The sequence below is a fragment of the Streptomyces qinglanensis genome, assembly GCF_900111245.1.
Taxonomy (GTDB): domain Bacteria; phylum Actinomycetota; class Actinomycetes; order Streptomycetales; family Streptomycetaceae; genus Streptomyces; species Streptomyces qinglanensis.
Map to the genome: position 1 here is coordinate 180,104 of NZ_FOGO01000010.1, position 26,583 is coordinate 206,686.

Annotated in this window: 27 protein-coding genes and 1 pseudogene; 11 read left to right on the forward strand and 17 right to left on the reverse strand. The window is 72.3% G+C overall.

Going from position 1 to position 26,583, the window contains the following annotated elements:
- The first annotated feature begins 218 nt into the window (after positions 1–218).
- Positions 219–1,595: an ABC transporter ATP-binding protein gene (locus BMX65_RS21185; RefSeq protein ID WP_075001933.1), complete on the forward strand. Its 1,377-nt coding sequence runs from the start codon at positions 219–221 to the stop codon at positions 1,593–1,595.
- Positions 1,595–2,527, forward strand: a complete 933-nt coding sequence (locus tag BMX65_RS21190) for an ABC transporter permease subunit (RefSeq protein WP_075001934.1) — start codon at positions 1,595–1,597, stop codon at positions 2,525–2,527. The genes BMX65_RS21185 and BMX65_RS21190 overlap by 1 nt, the downstream gene beginning before the upstream one ends.
- A 50-nt stretch (positions 2,528–2,577) precedes the next feature.
- On the opposite strand, the gene BMX65_RS21195 is transcribed toward BMX65_RS21190, so the two are convergent.
- On the reverse strand, positions 2,578–2,937 hold the full coding sequence (locus BMX65_RS21195) for an ATP/GTP-binding protein (RefSeq protein ID WP_075001935.1): 360 nt from the start codon (positions 2,935–2,937) through the stop codon (positions 2,578–2,580).
- 301 nt (positions 2,938–3,238) lie between these two features.
- On the opposite strand from BMX65_RS21195, the gene BMX65_RS21200 reads away from it, so the two are divergent.
- Entirely contained in the window at positions 3,239–4,285 is a 1,047-nt protein-coding gene (locus BMX65_RS21200) for an LLM class flavin-dependent oxidoreductase (RefSeq protein ID WP_075001936.1), read from the forward strand.
- Between the two features lie 189 nt (positions 4,286–4,474).
- Here BMX65_RS21200 and BMX65_RS21205 read toward each other — a convergent pair whose 3' ends face one another.
- Positions 4,475–4,867, reverse strand: coding sequence for an SCO5389 family protein (locus tag BMX65_RS21205; RefSeq protein ID WP_019354640.1), 393 nt, complete (start codon positions 4,865–4,867; stop codon positions 4,475–4,477).
- 219 nt (positions 4,868–5,086) lie between these two features.
- Between BMX65_RS21205 and nucS the strand changes: the two genes are divergently transcribed.
- Positions 5,087–5,749 carry an endonuclease NucS gene (gene nucS / locus BMX65_RS21210; RefSeq protein WP_019354639.1) on the forward strand — a complete coding sequence of 221 codons (663 nt, stop codon included), beginning with the start codon at positions 5,087–5,089 and terminating at the stop codon, positions 5,747–5,749.
- 167 nt (positions 5,750–5,916) lie between these two features.
- On the opposite strand, the gene BMX65_RS21215 is transcribed toward nucS, so the two are convergent.
- The 4 genes from BMX65_RS21215 to BMX65_RS21230 all read right to left on the reverse strand — a co-directional run bounded on the left by BMX65_RS21215 (position 5,917) and on the right by BMX65_RS21230 (position 10,716).
- Positions 5,917–8,277, reverse strand: coding sequence for an ATP-binding protein (locus tag BMX65_RS21215; protein WP_079172014.1), 2,361 nt, complete (start codon positions 8,275–8,277; stop codon positions 5,917–5,919).
- Positions 8,278–8,386: 109 nt separating this feature from the next.
- Complete coding sequence (locus tag BMX65_RS21220; protein ID WP_075001938.1) at positions 8,387–8,746, reverse strand: STAS domain-containing protein; 360 nt, start codon at positions 8,744–8,746, stop codon at positions 8,387–8,389.
- Between the two features lie 278 nt (positions 8,747–9,024).
- Positions 9,025–9,873 (reverse strand): 3-hydroxyacyl-CoA dehydrogenase family protein, encoded by an 849-nt coding sequence (locus BMX65_RS21225; RefSeq protein WP_075002025.1) that lies wholly within the window; start codon positions 9,871–9,873, stop codon positions 9,025–9,027.
- A 189-nt stretch (positions 9,874–10,062) separates the two neighbouring features.
- Positions 10,063–10,716 carry a TetR/AcrR family transcriptional regulator gene (locus BMX65_RS21230; RefSeq protein ID WP_075001939.1) on the reverse strand — a complete coding sequence of 218 codons (654 nt, stop codon included), beginning with the start codon at positions 10,714–10,716 and terminating at the stop codon, positions 10,063–10,065.
- Positions 10,717–10,798: 82 nt separating this feature from the next.
- Here BMX65_RS21230 and BMX65_RS21235 point away from each other — a divergent pair, with 82 nt between their 5' ends.
- The 5 genes from BMX65_RS21235 to BMX65_RS21255 are packed head-to-tail and all read left to right on the forward strand — an operon-like array spanning position 10,799 to position 14,547.
- On the forward strand, positions 10,799–11,620 hold the full coding sequence (locus BMX65_RS21235; protein ID WP_075001940.1) for an ABC transporter ATP-binding protein: 822 nt from the start codon (positions 10,799–10,801) through the stop codon (positions 11,618–11,620).
- A gap of 40 nt (positions 11,621–11,660) precedes the next feature.
- Positions 11,661–12,416, forward strand: coding sequence for an ABC transporter permease (locus BMX65_RS21240; protein WP_075001941.1), 756 nt, complete (start codon positions 11,661–11,663; stop codon positions 12,414–12,416).
- 54 nt (positions 12,417–12,470) lie between these two features.
- Positions 12,471–13,043 (forward strand): cob(I)yrinic acid a,c-diamide adenosyltransferase, encoded by a 573-nt coding sequence (locus BMX65_RS21245; protein WP_075001942.1) that lies wholly within the window; start codon positions 12,471–12,473, stop codon positions 13,041–13,043.
- Positions 13,040–13,681 carry an HAD family hydrolase gene (locus BMX65_RS21250; protein ID WP_075002026.1) on the forward strand — a complete coding sequence of 214 codons (642 nt, stop codon included), beginning with the start codon at positions 13,040–13,042 and terminating at the stop codon, positions 13,679–13,681. The genes BMX65_RS21245 and BMX65_RS21250 overlap by 4 nt, the downstream gene beginning before the upstream one ends.
- Positions 13,682–13,722: 41 nt before the next feature.
- Positions 13,723–14,547, forward strand: coding sequence for a hypothetical protein (locus BMX65_RS21255; protein WP_075001943.1), 825 nt, complete (start codon positions 13,723–13,725; stop codon positions 14,545–14,547).
- Between the two features lie 46 nt (positions 14,548–14,593).
- On the opposite strand, the gene aac(3) is transcribed toward BMX65_RS21255, so the two are convergent.
- Positions 14,594–15,445 (reverse strand): aminoglycoside 3-N-acetyltransferase, encoded by an 852-nt coding sequence (aac(3), locus tag BMX65_RS21260; RefSeq protein ID WP_075001944.1) that lies wholly within the window; start codon positions 15,443–15,445, stop codon positions 14,594–14,596.
- 214 nt (positions 15,446–15,659) lie between these two features.
- Positions 15,660–16,238, reverse strand: a pseudogene (locus tag BMX65_RS21265) (hypothetical protein); the annotation flags it as partial.
- Between the two features lie 426 nt (positions 16,239–16,664).
- On the opposite strand from BMX65_RS21265, the gene BMX65_RS21270 reads away from it, so the two are divergent.
- Complete coding sequence (locus BMX65_RS21270) at positions 16,665–18,011, forward strand: sensor histidine kinase (protein WP_075001945.1); 1,347 nt, start codon at positions 16,665–16,667, stop codon at positions 18,009–18,011.
- Positions 18,001–18,687 carry a response regulator gene (locus BMX65_RS21275; RefSeq protein WP_075001946.1) on the forward strand — a complete coding sequence of 229 codons (687 nt, stop codon included), beginning with the start codon at positions 18,001–18,003 and terminating at the stop codon, positions 18,685–18,687. Before BMX65_RS21270 ends, BMX65_RS21275 begins: the two co-directional genes overlap by 11 nt.
- Before the next feature lie 66 nt (positions 18,688–18,753).
- Here BMX65_RS21275 and BMX65_RS21280 read toward each other — a convergent pair whose 3' ends face one another.
- The 9 genes from BMX65_RS21280 to atpB all read right to left on the reverse strand — a co-directional run bounded on the left by BMX65_RS21280 (position 18,754) and on the right by atpB (position 26,566).
- Positions 18,754–19,212, reverse strand: coding sequence for a DUF2550 domain-containing protein (locus BMX65_RS21280; protein ID WP_075001947.1), 459 nt, complete (start codon positions 19,210–19,212; stop codon positions 18,754–18,756).
- A 149-nt stretch (positions 19,213–19,361) separates the two neighbouring features.
- Entirely contained in the window at positions 19,362–19,745 is a 384-nt protein-coding gene (locus BMX65_RS21285; RefSeq protein ID WP_075001948.1) for a F0F1 ATP synthase subunit epsilon, read from the reverse strand.
- A 163-nt stretch (positions 19,746–19,908) separates the two neighbouring features.
- The gene (gene atpD / locus BMX65_RS21290; RefSeq protein ID WP_069992806.1) at positions 19,909–21,351 is read right to left on the reverse strand and encodes a F0F1 ATP synthase subunit beta; all 1,443 of its coding nucleotides are present in this window, start codon (positions 21,349–21,351) and stop codon (positions 19,909–19,911) included.
- A 2-nt stretch (positions 21,352–21,353) separates the two neighbouring features.
- Positions 21,354–22,292 carry a F0F1 ATP synthase subunit gamma gene (locus BMX65_RS21295; protein WP_075001949.1) on the reverse strand — a complete coding sequence of 313 codons (939 nt, stop codon included), beginning with the start codon at positions 22,290–22,292 and terminating at the stop codon, positions 21,354–21,356.
- Between the two features lie 2 nt (positions 22,293–22,294).
- Complete coding sequence (gene atpA, locus BMX65_RS21300) at positions 22,295–23,866, reverse strand: F0F1 ATP synthase subunit alpha (protein WP_075001950.1); 1,572 nt, start codon at positions 23,864–23,866, stop codon at positions 22,295–22,297.
- A gap of 144 nt (positions 23,867–24,010) precedes the next feature.
- Positions 24,011–24,826, reverse strand: a complete 816-nt coding sequence (locus BMX65_RS21305; protein WP_075001951.1) for a F0F1 ATP synthase subunit delta — start codon at positions 24,824–24,826, stop codon at positions 24,011–24,013.
- A complete protein-coding gene (locus BMX65_RS21310) occupies positions 24,823–25,362 on the reverse strand; it encodes a F0F1 ATP synthase subunit B (RefSeq protein ID WP_398760604.1) in 540 nt (179 codons plus the stop codon). Before BMX65_RS21310 ends, BMX65_RS21305 begins: the two co-directional genes overlap by 4 nt.
- A gap of 55 nt (positions 25,363–25,417) precedes the next feature.
- Positions 25,418–25,660 (reverse strand): ATP synthase F0 subunit C, encoded by a 243-nt coding sequence (atpE, locus tag BMX65_RS21315; protein ID WP_019354619.1) that lies wholly within the window; start codon positions 25,658–25,660, stop codon positions 25,418–25,420.
- A 78-nt stretch (positions 25,661–25,738) separates the two neighbouring features.
- Entirely contained in the window at positions 25,739–26,566 is an 828-nt protein-coding gene (gene atpB / locus BMX65_RS21320; RefSeq protein ID WP_177214315.1) for a F0F1 ATP synthase subunit A, read from the reverse strand.
- Positions 26,567–26,583 lie beyond the last annotated feature (17 nt).

The window sequence follows — 26,583 nt, forward strand, 5'->3', positions numbered from 1 at the left end:
GCGGCACACCGGCTCCGGACACCGGCTCCGGACACCGGCACGGGCGCCCCCGGGCACCGGTCCAGGCACGCCCGGACACCGGCGCGCGCTACCGGAGGACGCCCCGCGGGGGCGTGCGCACTGCCAGGGGGCGCCGTAGGGAACCGATTCCCCGCCCCGTAGCCTCCTAGCCGATGTCCGGGGGCGAACGCGCCCCGAACTGCGTCCAGGGGCAAAGGATGATCGAGGCGTACGGCCTGACGAAGCGCTACGGCGCCAAGACGGCCGTCTACAACCTGTCCTTCCAGGTACGGCCGGGGGCCGTGACCGGGTTCCTGGGGCCCAACGGCTCCGGGAAATCGACCACGATGCGCATGATCCTGGGGTTGGACACACCGACGTCCGGCCAGGTCACCGTGGGCGGCCACACCTTCCGCGGGCTGCCCAACGCTCCCCGCCAGGTCGGAGCGCTCCTCGATGCGAAGGCGGTGCACGGCGGGCGCAGCGCCCGCAACCACCTGCTCTCCCTCGCCCAGCTCTCCGGTATCCCGGCCCGCCGGGTCGACGAGGTGCTGGGCGTGGTGGGGCTGCAGGACGTCGGCCGGAAGCGCTCCAAGGGCTTCTCCCTGGGCATGGGCCAGCGGCTGGGCATCGCCGCGGCGCTGCTCGGCGACCCGCAGGTGCTGCTCTTCGACGAGCCGGTCAACGGCCTGGACCCGGAGGGCATCCTGTGGGTCCGCAACCTGATGCGGCAGCTCGCCGCCGAGGGCCGGACGGTGTTCGTCTCCAGCCATCTGATGAGCGAGATGGCCCAGACCGCCGACCACCTCATCGTCATCGGCCGCGGGCAGTTGATGGCCGACATGTCCGTGCGGGAGTTCATCGAGCACAACTCCATCGGCTTCGCCCGGGTGCGCACCCCCGACGGTGCCCCGGAGCAGCGGGAGAAGCTGCTGGCGGCGCTGCAGGAGGCGGGCGGCCAGGCACAGCCCGAGGAGGACGGGGCGCTGCGCGTCACCGGGCTCCCGCTGCCCCGCATCAGCGACCTGGCGCACGGCGCCGACGTGCGGCTGTGGGAGCTGTCGCCGCACCAGGCGTCGCTGGAGGAGGCGTACATGCGCCTCACGCAGGGCTCGGTGGACTACCGCTCGACGGCCGACATGCGCTCCGGCCTGCAGCAGCCGATGGCAGCGCCGGGAACGGCCGGCCCCGGAGCGGTGCCGCCGCAGGCGGCCGCTGTTCCGGGGATGGCGGCGGCGCCGCAGATGCCGGCGGCGCCGCAGGGCGCCCCGTACCCGGGACCGTACGGTCCGCCGCAGCAGCAGGGCGCCCCCATGCAGCCGGGCGTCCCGATGCAGCCGGGCGCACCCGCCCCGCAGCAGGGCGTCCCGGCGCCGCAGACCCCGCCGCAGGCGGCCCCGCCGCAGCCGCGCGCCCCCGAGGGCGGCACGCTGCAGATGCGGGCGCCGCAGGCCCCGGCGGGCGGCCCGGGCACCCCGAATCCGTACGCGACCGACAGCCCCGCGCCCCCGGTCGGTCCGCCGGCCGGAAACCCGCCCGGCACAGTCCCCGGCACCGCCCCCGACAGCGCCAAGAACGAAGGCGAGGACGCCTGATGAGCATCCAGCAGCACGACGGCCAGGCGGCTCCGGGTGCGCCGCAGCAGCAGGCGGCGCAGGGGAACTGGCCGAACGGTATCGCCCCCTACAGCTCGCCCATCCCGATGGCGCGCACCCACCTGGGCCACGCGCTGGTCTCGGAGTGGACGAAGATCCGCACCGTCCGCTCCACCGTGTGGACGCTCAGCGTGATGTTCGCCCTCGTCGTCGGGATCGGTTTCCTGACGGCACTGGGGCTGAGCGGTGACGACTTCACCGGCCAGCCGCTGCTGGCCGGCGGCCTGTTCGGGCTGATGCTCGGGCAGATCTGCGTGATCACGCTCGGCGTGCTGGTGGTCACCTCCGAGTACGGCACCGGAATGATCCGCACCACCCTCACCGCCTGCCCGCAGCGCGGCAGGGTGCTGCTGGCCAAGGCGGTGGTCTTCTTCGGACTGGCCTTCGTGACCACGACGCTGGCCTGCGTGCTCACCGCGCTGATCAATTCCGCGCTGTTGGGCGACCAGACCCGTCCCTCGTACGTGAACGCCGAGGACTTCAGCGGGTCCTTCGAAGGAGGGAAGGTCGTCGCCTCGGGCGGCGAATGGCTGGGCGCGACGGTCGGCGCGGGGCTCTACGTGGCACTGCTGGGGCTGCTGTCGCTGGCGGTGGGCGCACTGCTGCGGCACTCGGCGGGCGCGATCACCACGATGCTGGGCGTGGTGCTGCTGCCGCTGGTGATGGCGCTGTTCATGGTGGGCGAGGCGCTGCAGGACGTCCGCAGGATGCTGCTGGAGTACTCACCCCTCAACGGGCTGGCCTCCCTCTACCGGATCCCGATGAGCGAGGACCAGGACGCGACCGGATGGCCGCTGCTGGGCGGCCTGGCGATCGTCACACTGGCCGTCCTCGCGGCGGCCTACGCGCTGCTCAACAAGCGCGACGTGTAGGACGCGCGCAGCGGCGCCCCGCGCGGGCCCGCTGCATCCACCCAGCCGCGTCAGTAGCGCGGTGCGTTGCGGGACCGCTGGAGCCTGGCGCCCCGGCGGTCCCGCGCGTTCCAGCAGGCGCGGTGCCAGTGCCGGCGGTCGGCCACATCGCCCTCCAGAGGCCAGACGACCACGTGCGGGACGCCGGGCGGGATCTCCTGGTCACAGCCGGGGCACCGGTAGTGCTTGACCGCGGCGCCCCCGCTTATCTGCCGGACGGCCCACTCCTCGCCCTGCCAGTCCTCGGTGCGCTGCAGCCCGAACCGCTCCCGCCCCTCGCGCTCCCCGCCACCGGGGGTCCCGGATCCGGTGCGGGCGGCCTTGGCTGACTTGACGGCGCCGCTGCGGGAGCGGTTACGACGCGGGGACACGGGGGCACCTCGGGGGTCGACGGCGATGGGCACGTTGCGGGCCGGTCGCGCCACAGCGTGCGGTACGCGCGGTTCTGCTGCCGTGGGGCGCGGCGGCCGGGTATTTTCCAGCCTACGCAGAGGACCGACGACCGCACGCGCCCGTCCACAGGCGGGAGCAGATCGGCGTTCATCCGATGAACAGCACTGCGGGCCGTGCCCTCGGCACCCCGTGCGCCGTTAGTGCTGGATGGGGTGTCCGGTCCTTCGAACGCCCGGCCCGGACCGGACCGGCCGCGGGCAGTCATGAGGGCGGTGGGGAATGCACGTTGGAGCTTTCGTCCTGGGCGCGCAGTTCCCGGGCCAGCAGCAGGGCGAGGCGCTGGACCGGGCCGTGGGCGTCGCAGAGGCCGCCGAGCGGGCGGGGCTGGACCACGTCTGGCTCGCCGAGCACCACTTCGTGTCGTACGGCGTATGCCCCTCGGCGGTGACGCTCGCGGCGCTGCTGCTGGGACGCACCCGGCGGATCGGCGTCGGCACCGCGGTCAGTGTGCTGCCCAACGTGCACCCGGTCGCGCTCGGGGAGCAGACCGCGCTGCTGCACCTGCTCTCCGAGGGACGCTTCACGCTCGGGGTCGGTCGCGGCGGGCCGTGGGTGGATCTGGAGGTCTTCGGCGGCGGGACCCGCGCGTTCGAGGAGGGCTTCCCCGAGGCACTGGACCTGCTGCTGCGCTGGCTGCGCGAACCGCGGGTGGGTGCGGAGGGCGAGCGCTACCGCTTCCGCGAGGTGGCCGTGGTGCCGCGCCCGGACCCGATCGGCTGCCCCGGTCCCGGTGCGGCTGCCGGGCCCGGTGTGGTCGTCGCCTGCACCTCGCCGGGAACCGTCCGGCTGGCCGCCGAGCGGCTGCTGCCCATGCTGCTGGGCATGCACTGCGGGGACGAGGACAAGGCGGACCTGACGCGGCTGTGGCGGAGTGCGGCGCTGGAGGCCGGGCACCCTCCGGAAGCGGTCGCGGCCACCGCCCGGCAGCATGTGTCGGCCGGGGTCGTGCAGGTGGGCGACTCGCACGAGGAGGCACGGCAGGCGCTGACCAAGGCGATGCCCGGCTGGCTGCAGGAGGGCCTGGGACAGCATGTGACCGTGGACGGCCGCCCCCGCGCCATGCGGGACCCGCTCGCGTACACGGAACTGCTGTGCGAGCTGCACGCGGTGGGCTCCCCCCGGCTGTGCGCCGACCGGCTGGCGGCGACGGCCGAGCGCACCGGGATCGACCGGTTCGCGCTGCTGGTCGAGGGCACCGGCGACCGGGACGGCACCCTGCGGAACGTCCACCGGCTGGCCGAGGAGGTGCTGCCGCTGCTCACGTGAGGCCGGGCGGCGGCCCGGTGTCCGATCCGGAGCCCGGCGTCCCGCAACGGCCGAAAAACGTTGCAGCCGGACGGCGTTGCCCGGCGGCGCCGGACCGCGGCAGGGCACAGCGGCGTTGCGGCGGTGGGTTCCACCGCCGCAACAGACGCGATCCGTACCCGCCCGACGCTCAGCGGCCCCGCGAGCCGCTCAGCAGTCGCGCAGCTCCGGCGACTGGTTGAGAAGCTGCCCCCGTATGGAGGTGAAGCGGGCGAGCCGGTCGTCTGCCGACGTGTCCAGCGGGAAGACGGCCACGCGGTGGCAGTTCTGGAAGGCGAGCCGTACGCCGAAGTGCCGCTCCAGGGCACCGCGGATCGCGTCGCTGGCCAGCGCGCGGAGCAACTGGCCACGGTGCTGCTCGTCCGGGGGCGGCGTCTGGTTGTCGGCGAACTCCCCGCCGTCCACCTTCAACTGCGCGACGAGCGAACTGACCATCTCCCACGCGTACGGGAGGGAAGTGCGGACGCAGTCGACGAACGCCGCCTCATCCACCTCGCCACGCTCTGCCTGGTCCAACAGCGCAGGTGGGACGTCGAGCGACATGGGTTTCTCCTCTCGCGACCCGGGCCCGGGGGCCGAGGTCTCTTGGGGGTGAAAGGACATCACCGTGTAGTCGCGCAATTTCGTACGGCGACGTCCAGCCTTACCGTACGGCTCCGGACGTGAGGGCAGCACGAGAATGGGAATACTCGCGCCACTGCCGAACACCCCATCCGGGGGCGAATCGCGCGCGGCGGCGGCGGTCGAGTAGCGTGACCGACCATGCGTCTCGTCATCGCCCGCTGCTCGGTCGACTACGCCGGCAGACTCACCGCGCATCTGCCCGCCGCACCCAGGCTGATCCTGGTCAAGGCGGACGGCTCGGTGTCCGTCCATGCCGACGACCGTGCGTACAAACCCCTCAACTGGATGTCTCCCCCGTGCACCCTCAAAGAGGGGGACGACCAGCGCTGGACGGTGGAGAACAAGGCGGGCGAGAAACTGATCATCACGATGGAGGAGATACTGCACGACTCCTCCCACGAACTGGGCACCGACCCGGGGCTGATCAAGGATGGCGTGGAAGCGCACCTCCAGGAACTCCTCGCCGACCGCATGGAGACGCTGGGCGAGGGCTGGTCCCTGATCCGCCGTGAGTTCCCCACCGCGATCGGGCCCGTCGACATCCTGGGCCGCGACAGCGACGGGACGACGGTCGCCGTGGAGATCAAGCGCCGCGGTGAGATCGACGGCGTCGAGCAGCTCACCCGCTATCTGGAGCTGCTCAACCGCGATCCCCATCTCGCCCCCGTCAAGGGCGTCTTCGCCGCGCAGGAGATCAAGCCCCAGGCCAGGGTGCTGGCCGCCGACCGCGGCATCTCCTGCGTCACCCTCGACTACGACGGCCTGCGCGGCATCGAGGACGACAAACTCCGGCTGTTCTGAGCCGCGCCACCCCGCTCACCGACCGCAGCCCCCACCGGACCGCCGAGGCGGTCCGGTGGGGGCTGCGGTGCTTCCGCGGACGGGCCCGGCACCCCGCGGCGCAGCCGTGCGCGCCCGCGGGTGCCCTGACGGGCCGCACGGGCGGCTCGTGCGGCCCGTGCGGCCCGTCAGGACGCCGAGGGTTCGGGTGCGCTCGCCTCCGTGCTGCCGCCGGGCGTCCGCTCCGGTTCGCCGCCGGTCTGGGTCGTGGTGTTGTCCGCGCCACCCGAGGGCGTCTTCGGCGGGTCCTCCGAGGTCGGGTCGTCGCTGGGGGTGGGCGAGGGGTCCTCGGAGGTGGGCGGGTCCTCCGGCGAGGAGGACGGGGGCCGGTGCGAGGAGGGCGGACCGTCCGGCGAGGACGGCGGGTCGTGCGGAGCACCGGAGTCGTCGGGGGCTTCCGAGGAGCTCTTCGAGGAGCTGGGCTCCTCCCCCGGCTTCCCGGCCTCCTGCGAGGAGGCGGGGCTGTCCGTGCCCGGCGAGGGCCGGCCCGCGACGGGCCGCTGGTCCGGCTGCCCGCTCCGGCCGCCGTCTCCCGGCGCGGCGTCGCCGGGAGCGTTGTCCTCGTCCTCCTGCGAGGTGGCGGAGTCCGGCTGCACGGAGTCCGGCGGGCTCTCGTCGGAGACGGTGCCCAGAGTGACGACGGTGCCGAGCACGGCCGCCAGCAGGGCGCCGGCACCGGCCGCCGCCAGGTTCCGCTTGCTGCTCGTGAAGGCGCGCCAGCCGCGCGCCCCACCGTGCCGGCCGCTCGCGGAGGCGGTGCCGGCGGCGGGAGGTTCCGCGTCGGCAGCACCGTCCGACGGGGAGACAAGCGTCGCTCCCGGCTGCTGCTGGGCGGCGGCGGTCGAGAGCACCGGGGTGGTGGTGGCGTCCGCGGCGGCCCGGGGCGTGCCCCGCGCCGGCCTGCCGGCGGCGGCGCTCGGCGCCCCGGCGGCCGGGGCCGCGAGCTGGTCGGTGACCAGCGCCAGGGCCCTGCGGCCCGCGACCGTTCCCCGCTGCTCGGCCAAGGTGCCGCGCAGCCCCAGTGCCGTCTCCAGTTCGGAGCGGGCCCGCTCGGGATTGCCCGCGGCGAGGGCGAGAACGCCCAGCTCGTGGTGGAAGTAGGCTTCCTCGGCGACCTCCCCGGAGGCCCGTGCCGCCTCCTGGCCGGCGCGCAGCACCCGCTCCCAGGCGCTCCACCGCATCCCCGCGGCCAGCACCGGTGCCGCGGTACGGGCGAGCAGTACGGCGGCGCTGGCGCTGCCCGTGCGCTGCGCGCCGCGCACGGCGGCGAGCAGCGGATCGGCCTCCAGCGCGACGCGGTCGGCGGTGACGGTGGTCTGCCCGGCCCACCAGCTGTAGTGCTGCGCGGCGGTGAGCGCGTAGGGGGTGACCGTCTCGGCGTGCCCGGCCTCGGTCAGTTCCGCGGCGCAGTTCGCGGCGAGCTTGAAGTGGTCGCCCGCCGGACTGAGCAGTCCGGCGGCCAGCAGTTCGCTCTGGCAGTCCGCGGCCTGCGGGTCGCCGACGAGGGCCGGCAGGTGTTCGACGTGCGGCAGCTCCCCGCCGAGCGCGAGCGCCAGCCGCAGCGTCTCGCGGCCCGCCTCGGAGAGAGCCGCGGCCAGCAGGGGGGCGAGTGCCACGTCGTCCGGCAGGTCGGCGACGACGCTCTCGCCGCCCTGGAGCCGCAGCAGCGCGCCGGCCTGGACGAAGCGCAGCGGCAGGCCCTCGGAGCCGAACCACAGGTCGGCGGCCCAGTCGGCCTCGCCGTCGGTGGCCTGGCGGTGCACGGCCCGCTCCAGCAGCTCCAGGCAGGCGGTGCGGCTGAGTCCGGGCAGGAAGACCTCTTCGAGGCCGGAGCCGGGAGCGGGCGCGGGCACCTCGGGCGTGGCGGTGAACAGGAAGGCGCACTCGGGGGTGGCCCGCAGCAGGTCGTCGAGCGCCGCGCCGCCGAACTCCAGGTCGTCGACGAGCACGACAGCGCCGATCCCGCCCAGCGCGCTGTCCAGCTCGGCCTTCCCCGGGCGGTGCTGGGGGGCGTTGTGGACCGCGGCGAACAGGTCGTACAGCAGATCGCTGGGGGTGCGGCGGTAGCCGTTGAGCCGGACCACTCCGTCGGGCGCCAGGGTGGCGATGTCCTCCGCGACGGCGTCGAGGAGGACGGTGCGGCCGGACCCGGCGGGCCCGGTGAGCCGGACCGAGCGGCCGCGGGAGAGCAGCCGGGCGAGCCGTTCGCGCTCCTCGTCGCGCTCCAGGAGGCTGTCGGGGGGCAGCGCCGCGGCGGCGGTGGCCTCCTGGACCGGACGGTCCCGGAGGGGGCGCTTGGGCGCGGCGGTGTGCTCCTCGCCCGGCGGGCGGGGTTCCACCTCGCTGCCGTCGACCGGGTTGACCGTCACGAGGTACCGGTCGGCGACGAGCCGGACGGCCCGGACCTGTTCGCCGCTGGTCCCACCGCTGGTGGACGGATGCTCGTCGCCGTGTGCGGGACGGTCGCTGCCGTGCCGTTCCATCGTCATGTCTCCCAAGAACAGGTGGCGCGATCGGCCGACCGGGAGGGGCCGGTCCGGCGCACGGCCCCCATTGTCCAGGAAGCGACGGCGCGTGAGGGCGGTACCGGCCCGGCTGTCATGGCTTCGCCAGGATACCGGGCTGCCCGGGGCGGGATCCGGCGGCCGGGGCAGCGCCCGGCGCGGCGGTCTCGATGGCCAGGATCCGGTGCAGCCGGGTGGCCACCAGCAGGCGTCGCATCTGCGGCGGCACCTTGCGCAGGACGAGTCTGCGGCCGCAGCGTCCCGCGCGGCGGTGTGCGCCCATGATGACCCCGAGCCCCGTGGCGTCCCACGAGTCGAGCTCGGCGAGGTCCAGCACGAGGTCGCCGTCACCCGAGTCGACGGCTGCGTGCAGGACCGTACGGGCGTCCGCCGCGCTGCGGACGTCGAGACGACCTTCGACGACCAGCTCGGCGTGGTCGCCCCTGATATGCATATGTGCTCCCGGCGTGGTGTCCGTGGCGTGGTTCCTCATGCTGGTGCAGTCCCACCGCGGATGACTGGTGCCACAGCGGCGGAGTTGCCGTCCGTTTCCGGACCGATACCGAGATTCACCCCCACGGGTGCCTCGGGCGACGATCCGGCCGTGGTCCGGTCCGGCCTTCCCGCTCCGGCCGGATCGCGCGCGGCGCTCCAGGCCGGGCCGCGCGCGGCGGGGCACCGGTGCGGCCGGGGGCGGCGCGGATCCGCCCCTCGGCCGCGCCGGCCCCGGAGTCAGTGCTGGTAGAAGCCCTGCCCGGCCTTGCGGCCCAGGTCCCCGGCGTCGACCATGCGGCGCATCAGCTCGGGCGGGGCGAACTTGCCGTCCTGGGACTCGGTGTGGATGTTCTCCGTGGCGTGCAGCAGGATGTCCACCCCGGTCAGGTCGGCGGTCGCCAGCGGACCCATGGCGTGGCCGAAGCCGAGCCGGCAGGCGGTGTCGATGTCCTCGGCCGAGGCGACGCCGGACTCGTAGAGCTTGGCTGCCTCCACCACGAGCGCCGAGATCAGGCGCGTGGTGACGAACCCGGCGACGTCCCGGTTGACGACGACGCAGGTCTTGCCGACCGACTCGGCGAACTCCCGTGCGGTGGCCAGGGTTTCGTCGCTCGTCTTGAGCCCGCGCACCAGCTCGCACAGGGCCATCATGGGCACGGGCGAGAAGAAGTGCGTGCCCACGACCCGCTCCGGCCGGGCGGTGGCCGCCGCGATCTTGGTGATCGGGATGGCGGAGGTGTTGGAGGCGAGGACGGCCTCGTCGCGGGCCAGCTTGTCGACGGCCGCGAAGATCTCCCGCTTGACCTCGATCCGCTCGAAGACGGCCTCGACGACGACATCCGCCTCCGACACCGCCTCCAGGTCCGTGGTGGTGGTGATCCGGCCGAGGGCGGCCTCCGCGTCCGCCGCGTCGAGCCTGCCCTTGGAGACGAACTTGTCGTACGACGCCTTGATCCCGTCCCTGCCGCGGGTGAGCGCCTCGTCCGTCACATCGCGGAGCGTCACGTCCCAGCCCGCCTGAGCGGAGACCTGTGCGATTCCGGAGCCCATGAGTCCGGCTCCGATGACGGCGAGCTTCTTCGCCACGTTCTTCACCCTCACTTCGTCGCACCGGTCCGCACGCCCGCTGCGGCGGCGTGCCCGGCGCCTTGTGAATGACCGTTCGTTGGGCGGACATTAGCGTCTCCCGGCGGGGCGTGGGAGGCGAAGAGACACGTATCACGTCTCACATGGCGGACGTCACACCCCGCGCGCCGCACCCCGCCGCCGACCCCATCAGCCGGGCCGCACCGCGTACTTGAGGAAGCGCTCGGAGACGAGCCCCTCGTAGGTGTCGAGCTTCCCGAGCGCGGCGGCCGCCGCCTGTTCGGGTGACATCCCGGCGGCGACGGCCCGGGTCGCCCCCCGGAAGAGCTGGTTGGAGATGTGGACGAGTTCGCCCGCGACCAACTGGGGCATCGGGTCCTCGGGGTCGTCACCGGTCTCCTCGGCGAGGGTCTCGGTGAGCCGCTCTGCGGTCCGGTACTGCATCAGCATCAGCCGGGCCAGCAGCGAGGGCGCCCCGTGGATGCAGCGCATGAAGGCGTCGTAGCCCTCCAGCACCCCGGCGTAGACGCTGCGGTCCTCGATCTCGGCGCGCAGCCTGCCCAGCACCGCGTCCGCCGCCGACTGGCCCGGCAGCCGCTCGCGCACGAACCGGGAGGGGCGGTCGATCACTTCCTCCGCGCGGTCGAAGAAGAGGTCCTCCTTGGTCGGGAAGTAGTTGTAGACCGTGTTCACCGAGACGTCGGCGGCCTCCGCGATCTCGGCGATGGTCACGGCGTCGAAGCCGCGGTCGAGGAAGAGCCCCGTGGCGATGTCGGAGATCCGCAGCCGGGTCTCGCGCTTCTTCCGTTCCCTGCGGCCCTCCTGGGGTGCGGTGCTGGTCATGGCTCCATCGTAGGCCGGGCGTGGTGCCGGTGAAATTTTGGAGTGGTTGCAAGTTTTAAGTCACTCTGTTTTTCTGGGTGCCATGCCAGCAGCCATCCGGACCTCCGGGCTGACCCGGACGTTCCACATCACGTCACCCATGTCCCGCGCGTTCCGCCTGCCCCGCACGCCCCGCACCGTCGAAGCCGTCCGCGGCATCGACCTCACCGTCGAGCAGGGCGAGATCCTCGGCTTCCTCGGCCCCAACGGAGCGGGCAAGACCACCACGCTCCGGATGCTCACCACCCTGCTGCCGCCCACCTCCGGCACGGCGACCGTCGCCGGGCGCGACCTGCGGACGGATCCCCGCGGGGTACGGCGGCGCATCGGATACGTCGCCCAGTCCGGCGGCACCGACCCCGCCGTGCGCGTCCGCGAGGAACTGACCACCCAGGCCAGGCTCTACCGGCTGGCCGGCAGCGCAGCCGGACGCCGCACCCGGGAGCTGGCGGCGGACCTCGACCTGACCGGCCTGCTCGACCGGCCCTGCGGCGCGCTCTCCGGCGGGCAGCGGCGCCGGCTCGACATCGCCATGGCCCTCACGCACGACCCGGAGCTGCTCTTCCTCGACGAACCCACGACCGGACTCGACCCCGGCAGCCGCGCCGAGGTGTGGCGGCTGGTGCGGCGGCTGCGCGACGAACGCGGCGTCACCGTCTTCCTGACCACGCACTACCTGGACGAGGCCGACGCACTCGCCGACCGGCTGGTGATCGTGGCCGACGGCCGGATCGCGGCACAGGGCAGCTCCGCGGAGCTGCGGCGCGACTACGGCGGCTCGGCCGAGGCCGGACTGCAGGAGGCGTTCCTCGCCGTCACCGGGCGGCCCGTTCCGCGCGAGGAACAGGCCCCCGTCGCCGTCTGACTCCCCCCGACCGCCTCCGCAGAGAACGGACCACTCCGCTGTGCGCCACCTGCTGACCGACACCCGGATCATCGCCGGCCGCTGCATCCGGCAGACGGCCGCGTCGAAGATCGGCCTGCTGTTCGGCCTCCTCCAACCCCTGCTCTTCCTGCTGTTCTTCGGTCCCCTGCTGGAGGATCTGAGCATCGGCGGGGACGGCGACTCCTGGCAGACCCTGGTGCCGGGGCTCCTCGTCCAGCTCAGCCTCTTCTCCTCGGCCTTCGCCGGGTTCACCCTCCTGATGGAGAAGCACCACGGCGTGGTCGAGAGGATGCGGGTCACGCCGGTGAGCAGGCTCGCCCTGCTGCTCGGCCGGCTCGTGCGCGACGTCCTCCAGCTCTCCGTGCAGTCGGCCCTGCTGGTCCTGGTCGGCGTCGCGATGGGACTGCGTGCGCCGCTCGCCGGGATCCTGCTCGGCTTCGCCCTCGTCGGCCTGCTCGCCGCGGCCCTGGCCGCGCTGTCCTACGCGCTGGCGATGCGGGTCAGCACCCCCCAGGAGTTCGCACCGGTGATCAACTCCCTCAACATGCCCGCGATGCTGCTCTCCGGCGTCCTGCTGCCGATGACGCTGGCGCCGGGCTGGCTGGACGCGGTCTCGCGCTGCGTACCGTTCCGGTACGTCGTCGAGGCCGTGCGCGACGCCTACACCGGGGACTACACGGACGGCACCCTGGCCCTGGGCACGGCGGTGGCCGTGGCGCTGGCCGCCGCCGCGCTGGCGCTGGGCACCCGGGTGTTCCGCAGAGCGGGCGCCTAGGGACTCCCCCGGCGGCGCCCTTCCCCGCCGGCGGGTGCGGGCTACGCTCGCTGCATGGTTAACCTCACGCGGATCTACACCCGGACCGGCGACAAGGGCACGACAGCGCTCGGCGACATGAGCCGCACCGCCAAGACCGACACCCGCATCGCGGCGTACGCCGACGCCAACGAGGCGAACGCCGCGATCGGCGTCGCGCTGGCCATGGGCGGACTGGACGAGCCGGTCCGCAGCGTCCTGCTGCGGGTGCAGAACGACCTGTTCGACGTGGGCGCCGACCTGTCCACGCCCGTCGTGGACAACCCAGAGTTCCCGCCGCTGCGGGTCGAGCAGAGCTACATCGACAAGCTGGAAGCCGACTGCGACCGCTTCCTGGAAGAGCTGGAGAAGCTTCGCTCGTTCATCCTTCCGGGCGGCACCCCGGGCGCGGCGCTGCTGCACCAGGCGTGCACCGTCGTACGGCGTGCGGAGCGCTCCACCTGGGCGGCCATGGAGGAGCACGGCGAGACGATGAACCCGCTGCCGGCGACCTACCTCAACCGGCTCTCCGACCTGCTGTTCATCCTGGCGCGGACGGCCAACAAGCCGGTCGGCGACGTGCTGTGGGTGCCGGGCGGCGAGCGGTGAACGCACCCGGCGCCCGGCCCACAGGGAGGCGGCCCGCGCTGCTGATGGACCTGGGCGGGGTGCTGGTGGCCGACAAGTTGCCGGCCGCCGCCGCCAAGTGGGCGGGGCGGCTGGACCGCACCGAGCGGGACGTCGTCACGGCCGTCTACGCGGGCAACGACACCGAGGTGCTCGTCGGGCGGATGAGCGGCGCCGCGTGGTGGTCCGTCGTCCGCGAGCGGCTCGGGCTGGACGGCGCCGCCGTGGCCGAACTGCGCCATGACCTGGCCGGCGACCCGGTGTGGGACACGGCCCTGCTGGACGCGGTGGCCGCGCTGCGGGGCCACGCGCGTACGGCGTTCGTCAGCAACGCCTGGCCGGACGCCCGCCCGAACCTCGCCCCGCACCTGGCGGTCGCCGACGCCGTCGTGCTCTCCTGCGAGGTGGGCTTCGCCAAGCCCGATCCCCGCATCTACACCCACACCCTGGACCTGCTCGGCGCCGCCGCCGAGGACGCGCTGTTCGTCGACGACGTCCCGGAGAACGTCGAGGCCGCCCGGGCCCTGGGCATGGCCGGACATCTGCACACCGGCACCGACGGCAGCCTCGCCGTCCTGAAGGCGTTCTCGGCCCGGCTTCCGCAGGTCACAGACCTGTAGCCGACGGTCTGCCGCCGAGTGGAACCGGGTACTGTGCGTGCATGGCCATACCGGGGGCACAGCCGCAGCAGCCGTTCTCACAGCAGCCCACATCCGTCGGGACACCCGCGTACCAGTTCAACCCGTACGCGCAGCCGTCCGCTCCGCCGCCCGGCCCGCCCGGGCAGCCCCCGACGGGGCAGGGACGCGGCGGCGGGCCGCGCTGGCTGTGGGCGCTGGGCGGCGTGGTGGTCGCCTCGGTCACCTGGGCGGCGACGCTCATGGCCACGGGGGCGCTGGAGAAGGACACCGCGGACTTCCGGGGCTACCGCTTCCACCACGACATGTGCGAGGTGGCGGAACTGGCCTCGTTCAAGGAGGACTACGAGTTCAAGGACAGTTCCTCGGACAACCCCGACGGCTACTCCTCCCGCCAGAAGGGGTACGACATCAGCCAGTGCAGCCGCGCGATGACCAAGAAGGGCGATACGTCCGGCACCGCGCTCAGCACGTACGTGAGCACCACCGTGGAGTGGCACAAGAAGTCCGACCCCACCGGGGAGTTCGCCTCCCAGCAGCAGGTGTGGGAGGACCAGAAGTCCCGCACGTACAAGTACTCGGTCTCCTCCGTCGACGGCTTCGGCGACGAGGCGTATCTGGTCAAGGAGGAGCGGGGCGGCAGCCTGGGCAGCCTCAAGCTGACCGTGCGCGCGGGGTGGATGACCTACGAGATGCGGTGGAGCTGGTTCGGCGGCACGGGTGAGAACGCCGGCCCGCCGTCCGTCGAGACGGTCACCGAGTGGCTCAAGACCGACACCCGCGCCGCCCTGAAGGCCCTGGAGAAGCCCGACTCGAAGAACGTTCCCGGCCGCGACCCCGACGCCTGACGCGCTCGGGGGCACCCGCCGGCCGGAAACATTCCGAGCGCGCGGCCTACTCCCGCGTGATGTTCCGTTCGATCCAGCGGACGCCGAAGTGCACCAGCTCCGCCGCCTCGAACAGGTGGCTCTCGGCCGCACCGACCCGGCCGCGCAGACCGATGCCCTCGGCGAGCGCCTCCCGTGCGATGACGGTGAAGGGCCACACCCCCTCGGGTACGGCCTGTCCGTAGGCGAACGCCTCGTCCTCGGTGTCGATGTCCCAGTAGGACTGCCAGACCCGGGCACCGTCCGGGCCCAGCACCGGCACCTCGTAGCGGAGATGGCGCTTGCCCGGCGCCCGGGCCAGCGCCTCGGCGTGGTGCAGGACCGTGAGCGTGTCCAGCGGAGCGCCCAGCAGCAGGACCCGGCCACCGGCGGCGACGAGCCTGCCGAGCGGCCCGGCCGCGCCGTACGGGTCGTCCCACGGCACCTCCCCGACCAGCGCCTCGGCCGCCGCGCCCAGCGCCGCGAAGCTGTCCGGGTGCCGGGTGCGCCGCGCGCCCGGCAGCCGGCGCAGGGCCTCGGGCAGCCGCCCGTTGTCGTGGGTGCCCTCGCTCAGCTCGGGGTCGTAGGCGGGATGTTCGGCCCGCACGGCCTGCTGCCAGGGCGCGGGCCAGGTGGTGAAGTCCTGCGGCGGCGCGTCGTTCCAGCCGCTGTAGACCAGCAGCGTGCCCCGGGCGCCCAGCACCTCGCGGAGCGCGGCGACGACCGTGAGGGGCCCGCCGGGCACATAGCCGAGTGCCGAGAGCGCGGTGTGGAACATGACCGTGTCGCCGGGCCGCAGCCCCAGGGCGGCCAGTTCCCGGACCAGTCTGCTGCGGGTGACGGGCCCGCCGGAGCGGGCCAGCAGAGCGCGTTCGTCCATCCGGCGAGCCTACGAGCAGTCAAGGGCCCGCGGCCGCCGATTATTTCCGGACACGTGCGGCCCACGGGTCCGCGGGGTACCGCGGGGCGGCCGGGGGCGCCGTCGCGGACTCGGTCTCCGCACGCTCCGTCCCGGCCCCGGACCCGGCACGCTCCGTCCCGGAGCCGGACTCAGCACGCTCGGGCAGGCGCGTCGGCCGGGACAGCCCGGTCGGCCCGGTCGGCCCGGTCGGCCCGGAACGCTGTCCGCTCCTGCCGGCATGCTTCGGCCGCTTGGGCCAGATCGTGTAACTGACCGCGATCAGCAGGCTGATACCGGCCACCACCCCCATCCGGCTCTGCCACTCGCGCAGCGGCGCGGCCTGCGACGCGTCGTCGACGTACCAGATCGCGGCCTGCAGCAGGACGGCGGCGAGGGCGGTGCCGCCGAGGGCACGCCCGCACATCTTCCACTCGTGCACGGTGTGCGCCATGCCGTAGCGGGGCGGCTTGGCCGGGCGCTCCCCCTTGCCGAGCAGATGCGCCGCGTGGCCGTCCGCCCACCTGACCATGTAGTGGCCGTGCGTGGCGGTGAACCCGATGTACACGGCCGCCAGCCCGTGCTTCCAGTCGGGCTCCGCACCGTTGCGCAGGTCGATCGCGGTGACGATCAGCAGCACGACCTCCAGCAGTGGCTCGCACAGCAGTACGGCGGCACCGGCACGGGGCAGCTTCGCCAGATAGCGCAGCGCGAGGCCCACGGCGAGCAGCACCCAGAAGGCGACCTCGCAGATGACGATCAGAGTCACAATCACAGGCGGAGCCTTTCTGACACGGCCCTTGGCGGAGGGGATGCGGCGGCACCACCGGGCGCCGGTCCGCACGGCCGGGGCGGGAGACGGTCCGGAAGCGCACCCCCACACTGTGGCGCCCCGCAACCGCCCGCGGCGTCGTCGCGCACGACGATTCGCGCCGGCGGGGACTGCATCTTTCGATGCAGTCCCCGCCCTCCGGCTGCTCGCTCCGGCGAACGACGACCGCCGCCGCGGCCCCGGATAGGCTGAGCCGACCGGAGGACGGAATCCGGAAGGGCCCCACCGGCCGGGCTCCGGATCCCCGGTCCCGCGCCCGGCACCGTCGCACCGGAGGACGCCGGGAAGAATGATCTCCCCTTCGTGGAGGAGTACTCGCCCTGCCGAAGGGGGGCACTCGCTCCCCGGGAGCCGTGACCTGTTGGAGTCGTGATCGCCGCCGCAGCCATATCCCGGGCCCCCCGCTCCCCGCGCGGTCCCCGCCCGCACCGGGACGACGTGCTGGTCGCGGTCGCCGGTGCCGCCGGGGGGCTGCTGCTGTGGGCGTTCGAGCTGAACAGCAGACCGCTGTGGCAGACCGGACCGCGCTGGCTGGTTCTGCTGCCGCTCGCCACGATGTGCCTGGCCACGCTGTCGCGGCGGTTCGGGCAGCCGTACTCGCTGCTGCTGGGCACGGTCGCCGAGGTCGCCGACCTGACGGTGGGCTCGCTGCTGGCGACCATGGTGCTGTTCACCGACGTCCTCTACGCCGCGGTGCTCTACGGCTCGGCCCGGCTCGCCCGCACGGTGCTGCGGACCTCGGTGGTGGTCAGCGTGCTGGTCTCGGCCGGATTGCTGATCGCGTTCCGGGACGCGGAGATGCTGCTGGTCGGAGCGGCCTGCGTCGGGATTCTCGTGGTCCCCACCACCTCGGGCGAGATGATCCGCAACCACCGCGACAAGGCGGCCGCCGAGCGGCTGCGAGCGGAGCAGACGGCGCTGCTGGCGGAACTCGACCGCAAACAGGCGGTGACCGCCGAACGCGCCCGGATGGCCCGTGAGCTGCACGACGTCGTCGCCAACCACCTCTCGGCCATCGCCATCCACTCCACGGCGGCGCTCTCCTTCCCGGAGCCGGCCGCCGGCGGCGGTGCCACCCGCGACGCACTGGGCGTCATCCGGGAGAACAGCGTGCAGGGACTGGCCGAGATGCGCCGCCTCATCGGGCTGCTGCGCAACGCGGACGGCCCCGAGGAGCCGACCGCGACACCCTCGCTGGAGGGGCTGGAGGCGCTGCTGCGGCGGGCCCGGGCGATGGCGGGCGACGGCCGTACCTTCACCCTGGCCGACCACCGGCCCGACGGGGAGCGCCTCCCGGCCCCCGTGGAGCTGGCGGCCTACCGCGTCGTCCAGGAAGCCGTCACCAACGCGCTGAAGCACGCCGCTCCCGGAGATGTCACCGTGGCACTCGACCGGGACGCGGCCCGCCCGGGCACCCTCGGCATCCGCGTCCGCAGTCCGCTGGGCGCGGCTCCGGTGGACGACGGCGCCCCGCGCGCGCCCGGCGCGGGCGCGGGCCTGGTCGGGATGCGGGAGCGGGTCGAGCTGCTGGAGGGCGAACTGACCGCGGGGCCCGTGGACGCCGCAGCCGGGGAGCGGATCTGGCAGGTGCACGCGGTGCTGCCCGCCCCGCACGAGGCGGAACCGGCCGCCGACGGCTCCGGCGCCGCGCGCCGGCACGAGAAGCACGCGACACTCGAGAAGCACGAGAAGGGGGAGCCGGAACGTGACCGCTGAACGGACCGTCCGCGTTGTGATCGCCGAGGACCAGCAGGCCGTACGCGCGGGACTCGTGCTGATCCTCCGCAACGCCGCCGGAATCGACGTGGTCGGTGAGGCGGGGGACGGCGAGGAGGCCGTCCGGCTGGCCCGGGAGCTGGCCCCGGACGTGGTGCTGATGGACATCCAGATGCCGCGCCTGGACGGGGTGACGGCCACCGGGCAGATCACCGGAGACCGGCTCGCCGATGTCCTGGTGCTCACCACCTTCGACCTGGACGCGTACGTCTTCGGGGCACTGCGCGCGGGCGCCGCCGGCTTCCTGCTCAAGGACAGCGAGGCGGCGGAGGTGGTGGAGGCGGTCCGCACGGTCGCCCGCGGGGAGGGCATGATCGCGCCCGCCGTGACCCGGCGGCTGATCGCCGAGTTCGCGAGTTCTGCGGCACCGGGCCTCGCCTGCGCCCCGGGGGCCCCGGGCACGCCGCCGCCCGGACTGGGCGAACTCACCCGCCGGGAGCGGGAGGTGCTCGGCTGCCTGGGCGTGGGACTCTCCAACGCCGAGATCGCCGACCGCCTCACCATGGCGGAGGGCACCGTCAAGACCCATGTGAGCAGGCTGCTCGCGAAGCTGGAACTGCGCAGCCGCACCCAGGCCGCCGTACTGGCCCAGGAGTGGGGCGTCGGGGCGCCGTAGCCGCAGGAGGCCCGCCGCACTGCGGCCCCGGAGCCCGGGAGCCCGGCGCGCGCCGGACGGCGGACGTCAGGCCACGTTCACCCGCTGGCCGGGCGGGGCGGCCTCCAGCCAGGCGAGGAAGCCGGTGAGCGCGTCCTCGCTCAGGGCGAGCTCGACCCGCACCCGGTCGGGGCCGACCGCGCAGGCCAGCACCACCGCGTCGGAGAGCAGCGCCTGCTCCTCCTCGCCCAGCGGGGAGCGCCGCTCCAGAACGTCGATGGCCCCGCGCACCAGATGGCGGCGGGGCCTGGGGGCATAGGAGAAGACGCGGAACCATTCGATCCGGTCTCCGTTGTAGCGGGCGATCCCGTACGCCCAGCCTTTTCCTTTGGGGTCGTCGGCCTCTCCCTCGGAGACCGCCCAGCGCAGGTTGCAGTCGAACGTTCCGCCGGACCGCTGGATGAGCCGCCGGCGTACGCCGAAGGCGAAGAGTCCCGCCACCACCAGCAGGACGACCACGCCGCACAGCAGCAGAGCAAGGGCCATCGTCACCGACCTCCTCGCTCTCTTCGGGACCTGCCGCGCGACAAGTCTCTCAAACCCTGCGGTATGGCTTCAGCCGCGGGCGGACCCGGGAAATTCCGGGACCGCCCGCGGCTGAGGGTCGTCGTGCGCCGGATGTGACGCGACGGACGTCAGCGTGCGGCCGTCACCGACCGCAGCCGGACATCGGCGCGCTTCTCGGCGTCGTCGTCCGCCTGGGACTTCGCGTCCTCCAGCGCACGCTCCGCCCGCTCGACGTCGATCTCGTCGGTCAGCTCCGCGACCTCGGCGAGCAGCGAGAGCTGGTTGTCGGCGAAGGAGATGAACCCGCCGTGCACCGCGGCGACGACGGTGCCGTTGCCGCTCTCGCCCGTCGTACGAATGGTGACCGGGCCGGACTCCAGCACACCGAGCAGCGGCTGGTGGCCGGGCATGACGCCGATATCACCCGAGGAGGTACGCGCGACGACCAGGCTGGCCTCACCGGACCAGACCTTGCGGTCGGCGGCGACCAACTCGACGTGCAGCTCAGCCACTGTGGCTCCTCAGACTGGGATGGGGAAAGGATACGGGGTGCGGCGCGGGGGCGGGTACTCCACCCGCCCCCGCCGCGCAGCACGACCGGCGCACATCCCGCACCCGATCGCTCGCGACCGCGCACGGGAGCACATGGATGCGCCGGGGTGCCGGGGCCCGGCGTCAGGAGACGCCGAGCTCCTTCGCCTTGGCCTTGAGGTCCTCCAGGCCACCGCACATGAAGAACGCCTGCTCGGGGAAGTGGTCGTACTCGCCGTCGGCGATCGCGTTGAAGGCCGCGATCGACTCGTCCAGCGGGACGTCCGATCCGTCGAGACCGGTGAACTGCTTCGCCGCGTGGGTGTTCTGCGACAGGAAGCGCTCGATCCGGCGGGCGCGGGACACCGTGAGCTTGTCCTCCTCGGACAGCTCGTCGATGCCGAGGATGGAGATGATGTCCTGCAGGTCCTTGTACTTCTGCAGGATCCCCTTGACCCGCTCGGCGCAGTCGTAGTGGTCCTGCGAGACGAAGCGCGGGTCCAGGATCCGGGAGGTGGAGTCCAGCGGGTCCACCGCCGGGTAGATGCCCTTCTCCGAGATCGGACGCGAGAGCACCGTGGTGGCGTCGAGGTGCGCGAAGGTCGTCGCCGGGGCCGGGTCGGTGAGGTCGTCCGCGGGCACGTAGATCGCCTGCATCGAGGTGATGGAGTGGCCGCGGGTCGAGGTGATGCGCTCCTGGAGCACACCCATCTCGTCCGCCAGGTTCGGCTGGTAGCCCACCGCGGAGGGCATCCGGCCCAGCAGGGTGGAGACCTCGGAACCGGCCTGGGTGAAGCGGAAGATGTTGTCGATGAAGAACAGCACGTCCTGCTTCTGCACATCGCGGAAGTACTCCGCCATGGTCAGACCGGCCAGCGCGACCCGCAGCCGGGTCCCCGGCGGCTCGTCCATCTGCCCGAAGACCAGCGCGGTCTGCGGGAGCACGCCGGACTCCTTCATCTCCTCGATGAGGTCGTTGCCCTCACGGGTGCGCTCGCCGACGCCGGCGAACACGGAAACGCCCTCGTGCAGCTTGGCCACACGCATGATCATTTCCTGGATGAGGACGGTCTTGCCGACGCCCGCGCCGCCGAACAGGCCGATCTTGCCGCCCTTGACGTACGGGGTCAGCAGGTCGACGACCTTCAGACCGGTCTCGAACATCTCGGTCTTGGACTCGAGCTGGTCGAAGCTGGGGGCCTGGCGGTGGATCGCCCACCGCTCGGTGACCTCCGACTCGGCCTCCGGCTCGTTCAGGATCTTGCCGAGGGTGTTGAACACCCGGCCCTTGGTGACGTCGCCGACCGGCACGGTCAGACCGGTGCCGGTGTCGGTCACCGGCGCCTGGCGGACCAGGCCGTCGGTCGGCTCCATGGCGATGGCGCGGACCAGGCCCTCGCCGAGGTGCTGGGCGACCTCGAGGGTCAGCGTCTTGCGCTTGCCCTCCTCGGACGGGTCGAGGACCTCGACCGTCAGCGCGTTGTAGATGTCCGGCATGGCGTCGACGGGGAACTCCACGTCGACGACCGGGCCGATGACCCGGGCTACGCGGCCCGTCGCAGCGGCCGTCTCAACTGTGGTGGTCATGGTTAGCGGTCACTCCCCGCGTTAGCGTCAGCCAGCGCGCTCGCCCCACCGACGATCTCGCTGATTTCCTGGGTGATGTCGGCCTGGCGGGCCGCGTTGGCAAGCCGTGTCAGCGACTTGATGAGGTCTTCGGCATTGTCGGTCGCGGACTTCATCGCCCGGCGCGTGGCGGCGTGCTTGGAGGCAGCCGCCTGCAGCAGGGCGTTGTAGACCCGCGACTCGACGTACCGCGGCAGCAGCGCGTCCAGCACGTCCTCGGCCGACGGTTCGAAGTCGTAGAGCGGCATGAGCGCGGTACCGCCCTTGGCGGCGCCCTCGCTCTCGCCGGCGGACTCGACGCCCCCCGCGAAGGAGAGCGGCAGCATCCGGGCGTCCACCGCGGTCTGCGTCATCATCGAGACGAACTCGGTGTAGACGATGTGCAGCTCGTCCACGCCGCCCTCGGCGGTCTCCCGCTGCACCGCCTCGATCAGCGGTGCGGCGACGGCCTTCGCGTCCGCGTAGCTCGGGCTGTCGGTGAAGCCGGTGAACGACTCCTTGACCGCCCGGTCGCGGAAGCTGTAGTAGGCCACGCCCTTGGAGCCGACGATGTAGCTCTCGACTTCCTTGCCCTCGGCGGCCAGCCGCGTGTTGAGCTGTTCGGCCGCCTTGATGGCGTTGGAGTTGTAGCCGCCCGCCAGACCGCGGTCGCTCGTGATGAGCAGGACCGCGGCCCGCCTGGGCTGCTCCGCCTCGGTCAGCAGGGGGTGCTTGGTGTCGGAACCCTGCGCGACGGCGGTGACCGCGTGGGTCAGCTCCTTCGCGTACGGCTCCGACGCCGTCACCTTGCGCTGCGCCTTGATGATGCGGGAGGCCGCGATCATCTCCATCGCACGCGTGATCTTCTTGGTCGCAGTGACGGATTTGATCCGCCGCTTGTAGACCCTGAGCTGGGCACCCATGCTCAGCCCTCGCCCAGCAGCTTGCCGTCCGAGGTCTCGAACTGCGTCTTGAACTTGTCGACCGCGTCACCCAGCATCTGGATGGTGTCGTCCGACATCTTGGCGCCCTCGCGGATGCTGGTCAGCAGGGGCTGCTCCTCGCGGTGCATGTAGTCCAGCAGCTCGCGCTCGAAGCGCCGGATGTCCTCGACCGGCACGTCGTCCATCTTGCCGTTGGTGCCGGACCAGACGGAGACGACCTGGTCCTCGGTGGAGAACGGGGCGTACTGCGACTGCTTGAGCAGCTCGACCATGCGCTTGCCGCGCTCCAGCGCGCCCTTGGAGGCGTCGTCCAGGTCGGAACCGAAGGCGGCGAACGCCTCCAGCTCGCGGTACTGGGCCAGGTCCACCCGGAGCGAGCCGGTGATCTGCCGGATCGCCTTGTGCTGGGCCTTGCCACCGACGCGGGAGACGGAGATACCGACGTTCAGCGCCGGGCGCTGGCCCGCGTTGAACAGGTCGGACTCCAGGAAGCACTGGCCGTCGGTGATGGAGATGACGTTGGTCGGAATGAACGCCGAGACGTCGTTCGCCTTGGTCTCGACGATCGGCAGGCCGGTCATCGAGCCCTTGCCCATGTCGTCGGAGAGCTTGGCGCAGCGCTCCAGCAGCCGGGAGTGCAGGTAGAAGACGTCGCCCGGGTACGCCTCACGGCCCGGCGGACGGCGCAGCAGCAGCGACACCGCGCGGTAGGCGTCGGCCTGCTTGGACAGGTCGTCGAAGACGACCAGGACGTGCTTGCCCTGGTACATCCAGTGCTGGCCGATGGCCGAGCCGGTGTACGGGGCGATGTACTTGAAGCCGGCCGGGTCGGACGCCGGGGCCGCCACGATGGTGGTGTACTCCAGCGCGCCCGCCTCCTCCAGCGCACCGCGCACGGACGCGATGGTGGAGCCCTTCTGGCCGATGGCGACGTAGATGCAGCGGACCTGCTTCTCCGGGTCGCCGGAACGCCAGTTGTCGCGCTGGTTGATGATCGTGTCGACGCACAGCGCGGTCTTGCCGGTCTGGCGGTCGCCGATGACGAGCTGGCGCTGGCCGCGGCCGACCGGCGTCATGGTGTCGACGGCCTTGTAGCCCGTCTCCATCGGCTCGTTGACTTCCTGGCGCTGCATGACCGTGGGGGCCTGGAGCTCCAGGGCGCGGCGGCCCTCGGTCTCGATCTCCCCGAGGCCGTCGACCGGCGCACCCAGCGGGTCGACGACACGGCCGAGGTAGCCGTCGCCGACCGGGACCGACAGGACCTCGCCGGTCCGCTGCACCGACTGGCCCTCTTCGATACCGCTGAACTCGCCGAGGACGACCGCACCGATCTCGCGCTCCTCGAGGTTGAGGGCGAGGCCGAGGGTGCCGTCCTCGAACTTCAGCAGCTCGTTCGCCATGGCCGAGGGCAGCCCCTCGACCTTCGCGATGCCATCACTGGCAGCGCTGACCGTACCGACCTCTTCGCGCGAGGCCGCGTCCGGCGTGTACGACTGGACAAAGTTCTCCAGCGCGTCCCGGATCTCATCCGGCCGGATCGTGAGCTCCGCCATCTGGGTTCCCTGCTCTCCTTGTTGGGCCCGTAAGTTCCTTCGGGCTCCGGGGGGCGCTTTTCCCCCGACTCCCTGTGTACGGCCCAACTCGGGCCGCTTTCGTGCTTGTTGAGTTGGTTGGCGCTCGCGCGCCGGGGTACTGCTTCAGCCCGCCATCCGGCGCTTGGCCGCTTCCAGCCGGTCGGCGATCGAGCCGTTGATGATCTCGTCGCCCACCCGCACCGTGATCCCGCCGAGGACCTCGGGGTCCACGTCCAGGTTCAGGTGCACCTGGCGGCCGTAGAGCGTGGCCAGCGCCGCGCTCAGGCGCCGCTTCTGCTCGTCGCTCAGCGGAACCGCGGAGGTCACGACGGCGACCGAACGGTTGCGCCGCTCGGCAGCCAGCCGGGAGAGGGCTTCCAGCCCACTGTCCAGGCTACGTCCCCGCGGCTGGGTGACCAGCCGGGTCACCAGGCGCTCGGTGGCCGGCCGGACCCGGCCGCCCAGCAGCTCCTGCAGCAGGGCGCGCTTGGCGTCCGGTCCGGCCGTACGGCTGGCGAGCGCCGCACGCAGCTGCGGCGAGGAGGCGGCAGTCCTGCCGAAGCGGAACAGCTCGTCCTCGACGTCGTCCAGCTGCCCGTCCCGCTCGGCCGACACCAGGTCGGCCAGGTCCGCCAGCTCCTCGACGGCGTCGGCCAGGTCGCGCGGCGCGGACCAGCGGGAGCGGACCATGCCGGAGACCAGGTCGGTGGCCGGGCCGCCGACCTGGCCGGCGAGCAGCCGCTGCACCAGCGACGCCTTGGCCTCGCCGTCCCGCGCCGGGTCGGTGAGGACCCGGCGCAGCGAGACCTCGCGCTCCAGCAGCGCGGTGACGGCGGCGAGCTCGTCGGCGAGGGCCGCTGCGTCGACCGAGGTGGAGTCGGTCAGCGCGGTCAGGCTCTCGCGCGCGGCGGCAAGCGCCTCACGGCTCGCACCATTCATCGGGCGGCTCCGCTGGCGTCTGCCTCGGCGGCGTCTTCGAGCCCGTCGAGGAAGCGGTCGATCACGCGGCTCTGCCGGGCGTGGTCGTCGAGCGACTCGCCGACGAGCTTGCCCGCCAGGTCGGTGGCGAGCTTGCCCACGTCCTGGCGCAGCGTCTGCGCGGCCTGCTTGCGGTCGGCCTCGACCTGGGCGTGACCGGCGGCGATGATCTCCTCACGCTGCCGCTGGCCCTCCGCGCGCATCTCGGCGATGAGCGTGGCGCCCTGCTCCTGGGCCTCGGACCGCAGCCGGGCCGCCTCGTGGCGGGCCTCGGCGAGCTGGTCCTTGTACTGCTGGAGTACGTCGGCGGCTTCCTGCTGCGCGGCCTCGGCCTTCTCGATGCCGCCCTCGATGGCGTCACGACGCTCTTCCAGCACCTTGTTGATGCTCGGGAGGAGCTTCTTCCACAGGACGAAGAAGACGATGGCGAAGGCGAGCAGACCGATGACGAACTCGGGGATCGGCGGGACGAGGGGGTTCTCCTCCTCGGCCGCCATCTGTACGAAGGCGATCACATCAGTGCCTTTCGTCGAAAGGGACGGGGTCGCCGGATCAGCTGGGGTAGGCGTAGCCCATGACCAGACCGATCAGCGCCAGCGCCTCACAGAGCGCGAAGCCGAGGATCTGGTTCTGGCGGATGAGGCCGGCGGCCTCGGGCTGCCGGGCGAGCGCCTGCGTGCCGTTGCCGAAGACGATGCCGACGCCGATGCCGGGGCCGATGGCGGCGAGGCCGTAGCCGATCGCGGCGAGGTTGCCCTGGATCTGGACGGCGGCGAGGCTCTGGAGAGCGGACATGCTCGTTACTTCCTTCTCGTTCACGGACCGGTGGGGGTTGGCCACCGGTGGATGGGAAATCGGGTGAGCGGCGGCCGGTCAGTGGCTCTCGGAGAGAGCGCCCTGAATGTAGTTGGTGGCCAGCAGCACGAAGACGTACGCCTGAACCGCCTGGATGAACAGCTCGAAGGCCACCATCAGCACGGTCATGATGAAGGAGACGCCGGAGTAGAGAATGCCGAAGCCGTTCAGCAGGTACCACGTGGCGAGCGTGAACAGCAGCAGCAGGGTGTGCCCGGCGAACATGTTGGCGAAGAGTCGCACCGCGTGCGTGAAGGGACGCACGAGCAGGTTCTGGAAGAGCTCCAGGAACATGATCAGGGGCAGCACCGGGCCGAGCGACTTGTCGTAACCCGAGAGGTTCTTCCAGCCTCCGACGAATCCGTTCCGCTTGAACGTGAGGCTGATGTACAGCACGTACACGATCAGGGCCAGGGCCGCCGGGTAGGAGATGACCGACGTCACGGGGAACTGTGCGAGCGGAATGACCGCCCACATGTTCATGATCCAGACGAAGAAGAAGAGCGAGACGATCAGCGGAACGTACTTCTCTCCTTCCTTCTTGCCGAGCCCCTCGTACACGACACCGCGGCGGATGAAGTCGTACCCGGCCTCGCCGACCATCTGGAGTTTGCCCGGCACCAGCTTCGGCCTGGCGAAAGCGGCCCAGAAGAACCAGACGATCGCGACCGTGCCCACCAGTGCCAGCAGCATGGTCTTGTTGAACTCGATGCCACCGACGGTGAACAGCGGTTTGAAGATGAACGAATGGACTCCGGGCGCCTCGAAGCCGCAGCCGGAGAAGATGTGGCAATCGGTCTCGAAGGCGAGCATCTGGTCAGCACTCACCGCGAGCTCCTTCTGCATGGCGCATGTATACGGCT

Excerpts from the sequence above, each read along its gene's own strand:
- BMX65_RS21185 (WP_075001933.1), top strand. The coding sequence starts at position 219 with ATGATCGAGGCGTACGGCCTGACGAAGCGCTACGGCGCCAAGACGGCC.
- BMX65_RS21190 (WP_075001934.1), top strand. The coding sequence starts at position 1,595 with ATGAGCATCCAGCAGCACGACGGCCAGGCGGCTCCGGGTGCGCCGCAG.
- BMX65_RS21200 (WP_075001936.1), top strand. The coding sequence starts at position 3,239 with ATGCACGTTGGAGCTTTCGTCCTGGGCGCGCAGTTCCCGGGCCAGCAG.
- BMX65_RS21205 (WP_019354640.1), bottom strand. The coding sequence starts at position 4,867 with ATGTCGCTCGACGTCCCACCTGCGCTGTTGGACCAGGCAGAGCGTGGC.
- nucS (WP_019354639.1), top strand. The coding sequence starts at position 5,087 with ATGCGTCTCGTCATCGCCCGCTGCTCGGTCGACTACGCCGGCAGACTC.
- BMX65_RS21215 (WP_079172014.1), bottom strand. The coding sequence starts at position 8,277 with ATGACGATGGAACGGCACGGCAGCGACCGTCCCGCACACGGCGACGAG.
- BMX65_RS21220 (WP_075001938.1), bottom strand. The coding sequence starts at position 8,746 with ATGCATATCAGGGGCGACCACGCCGAGCTGGTCGTCGAAGGTCGTCTC.
- BMX65_RS21230 (WP_075001939.1), bottom strand. The coding sequence starts at position 10,716 with ATGACCAGCACCGCACCCCAGGAGGGCCGCAGGGAACGGAAGAAGCGC.
- BMX65_RS21235 (WP_075001940.1), top strand. The coding sequence starts at position 10,799 with ATGCCAGCAGCCATCCGGACCTCCGGGCTGACCCGGACGTTCCACATC.
- BMX65_RS21245 (WP_075001942.1), top strand. The coding sequence starts at position 12,471 with ATGGTTAACCTCACGCGGATCTACACCCGGACCGGCGACAAGGGCACG.
- BMX65_RS21255 (WP_075001943.1), top strand. The coding sequence starts at position 13,723 with ATGGCCATACCGGGGGCACAGCCGCAGCAGCCGTTCTCACAGCAGCCC.
- BMX65_RS21280 (WP_075001947.1), bottom strand. The coding sequence starts at position 19,212 with ATGGCCCTTGCTCTGCTGCTGTGCGGCGTGGTCGTCCTGCTGGTGGTG.
- atpD (WP_069992806.1), bottom strand. The coding sequence starts at position 21,351 with ATGACCACCACAGTTGAGACGGCCGCTGCGACGGGCCGCGTAGCCCGG.
- BMX65_RS21295 (WP_075001949.1), bottom strand. The coding sequence starts at position 22,292 with ATGGGTGCCCAGCTCAGGGTCTACAAGCGGCGGATCAAATCCGTCACT.
- atpA (WP_075001950.1), bottom strand. The coding sequence starts at position 23,866 with ATGGCGGAGCTCACGATCCGGCCGGATGAGATCCGGGACGCGCTGGAG.
- BMX65_RS21305 (WP_075001951.1), bottom strand. The coding sequence starts at position 24,826 with ATGAATGGTGCGAGCCGTGAGGCGCTTGCCGCCGCGCGCGAGAGCCTG.
- BMX65_RS21310 (WP_398760604.1), bottom strand. The coding sequence starts at position 25,362 with ATGGCGGCCGAGGAGGAGAACCCCCTCGTCCCGCCGATCCCCGAGTTC.
- atpE (WP_019354619.1), bottom strand. The coding sequence starts at position 25,660 with ATGTCCGCTCTCCAGAGCCTCGCCGCCGTCCAGATCCAGGGCAACCTC.
- atpB (WP_177214315.1), bottom strand. The coding sequence starts at position 26,566 with ATGCAGAAGGAGCTCGCGGTGAGTGCTGACCAGATGCTCGCCTTCGAG.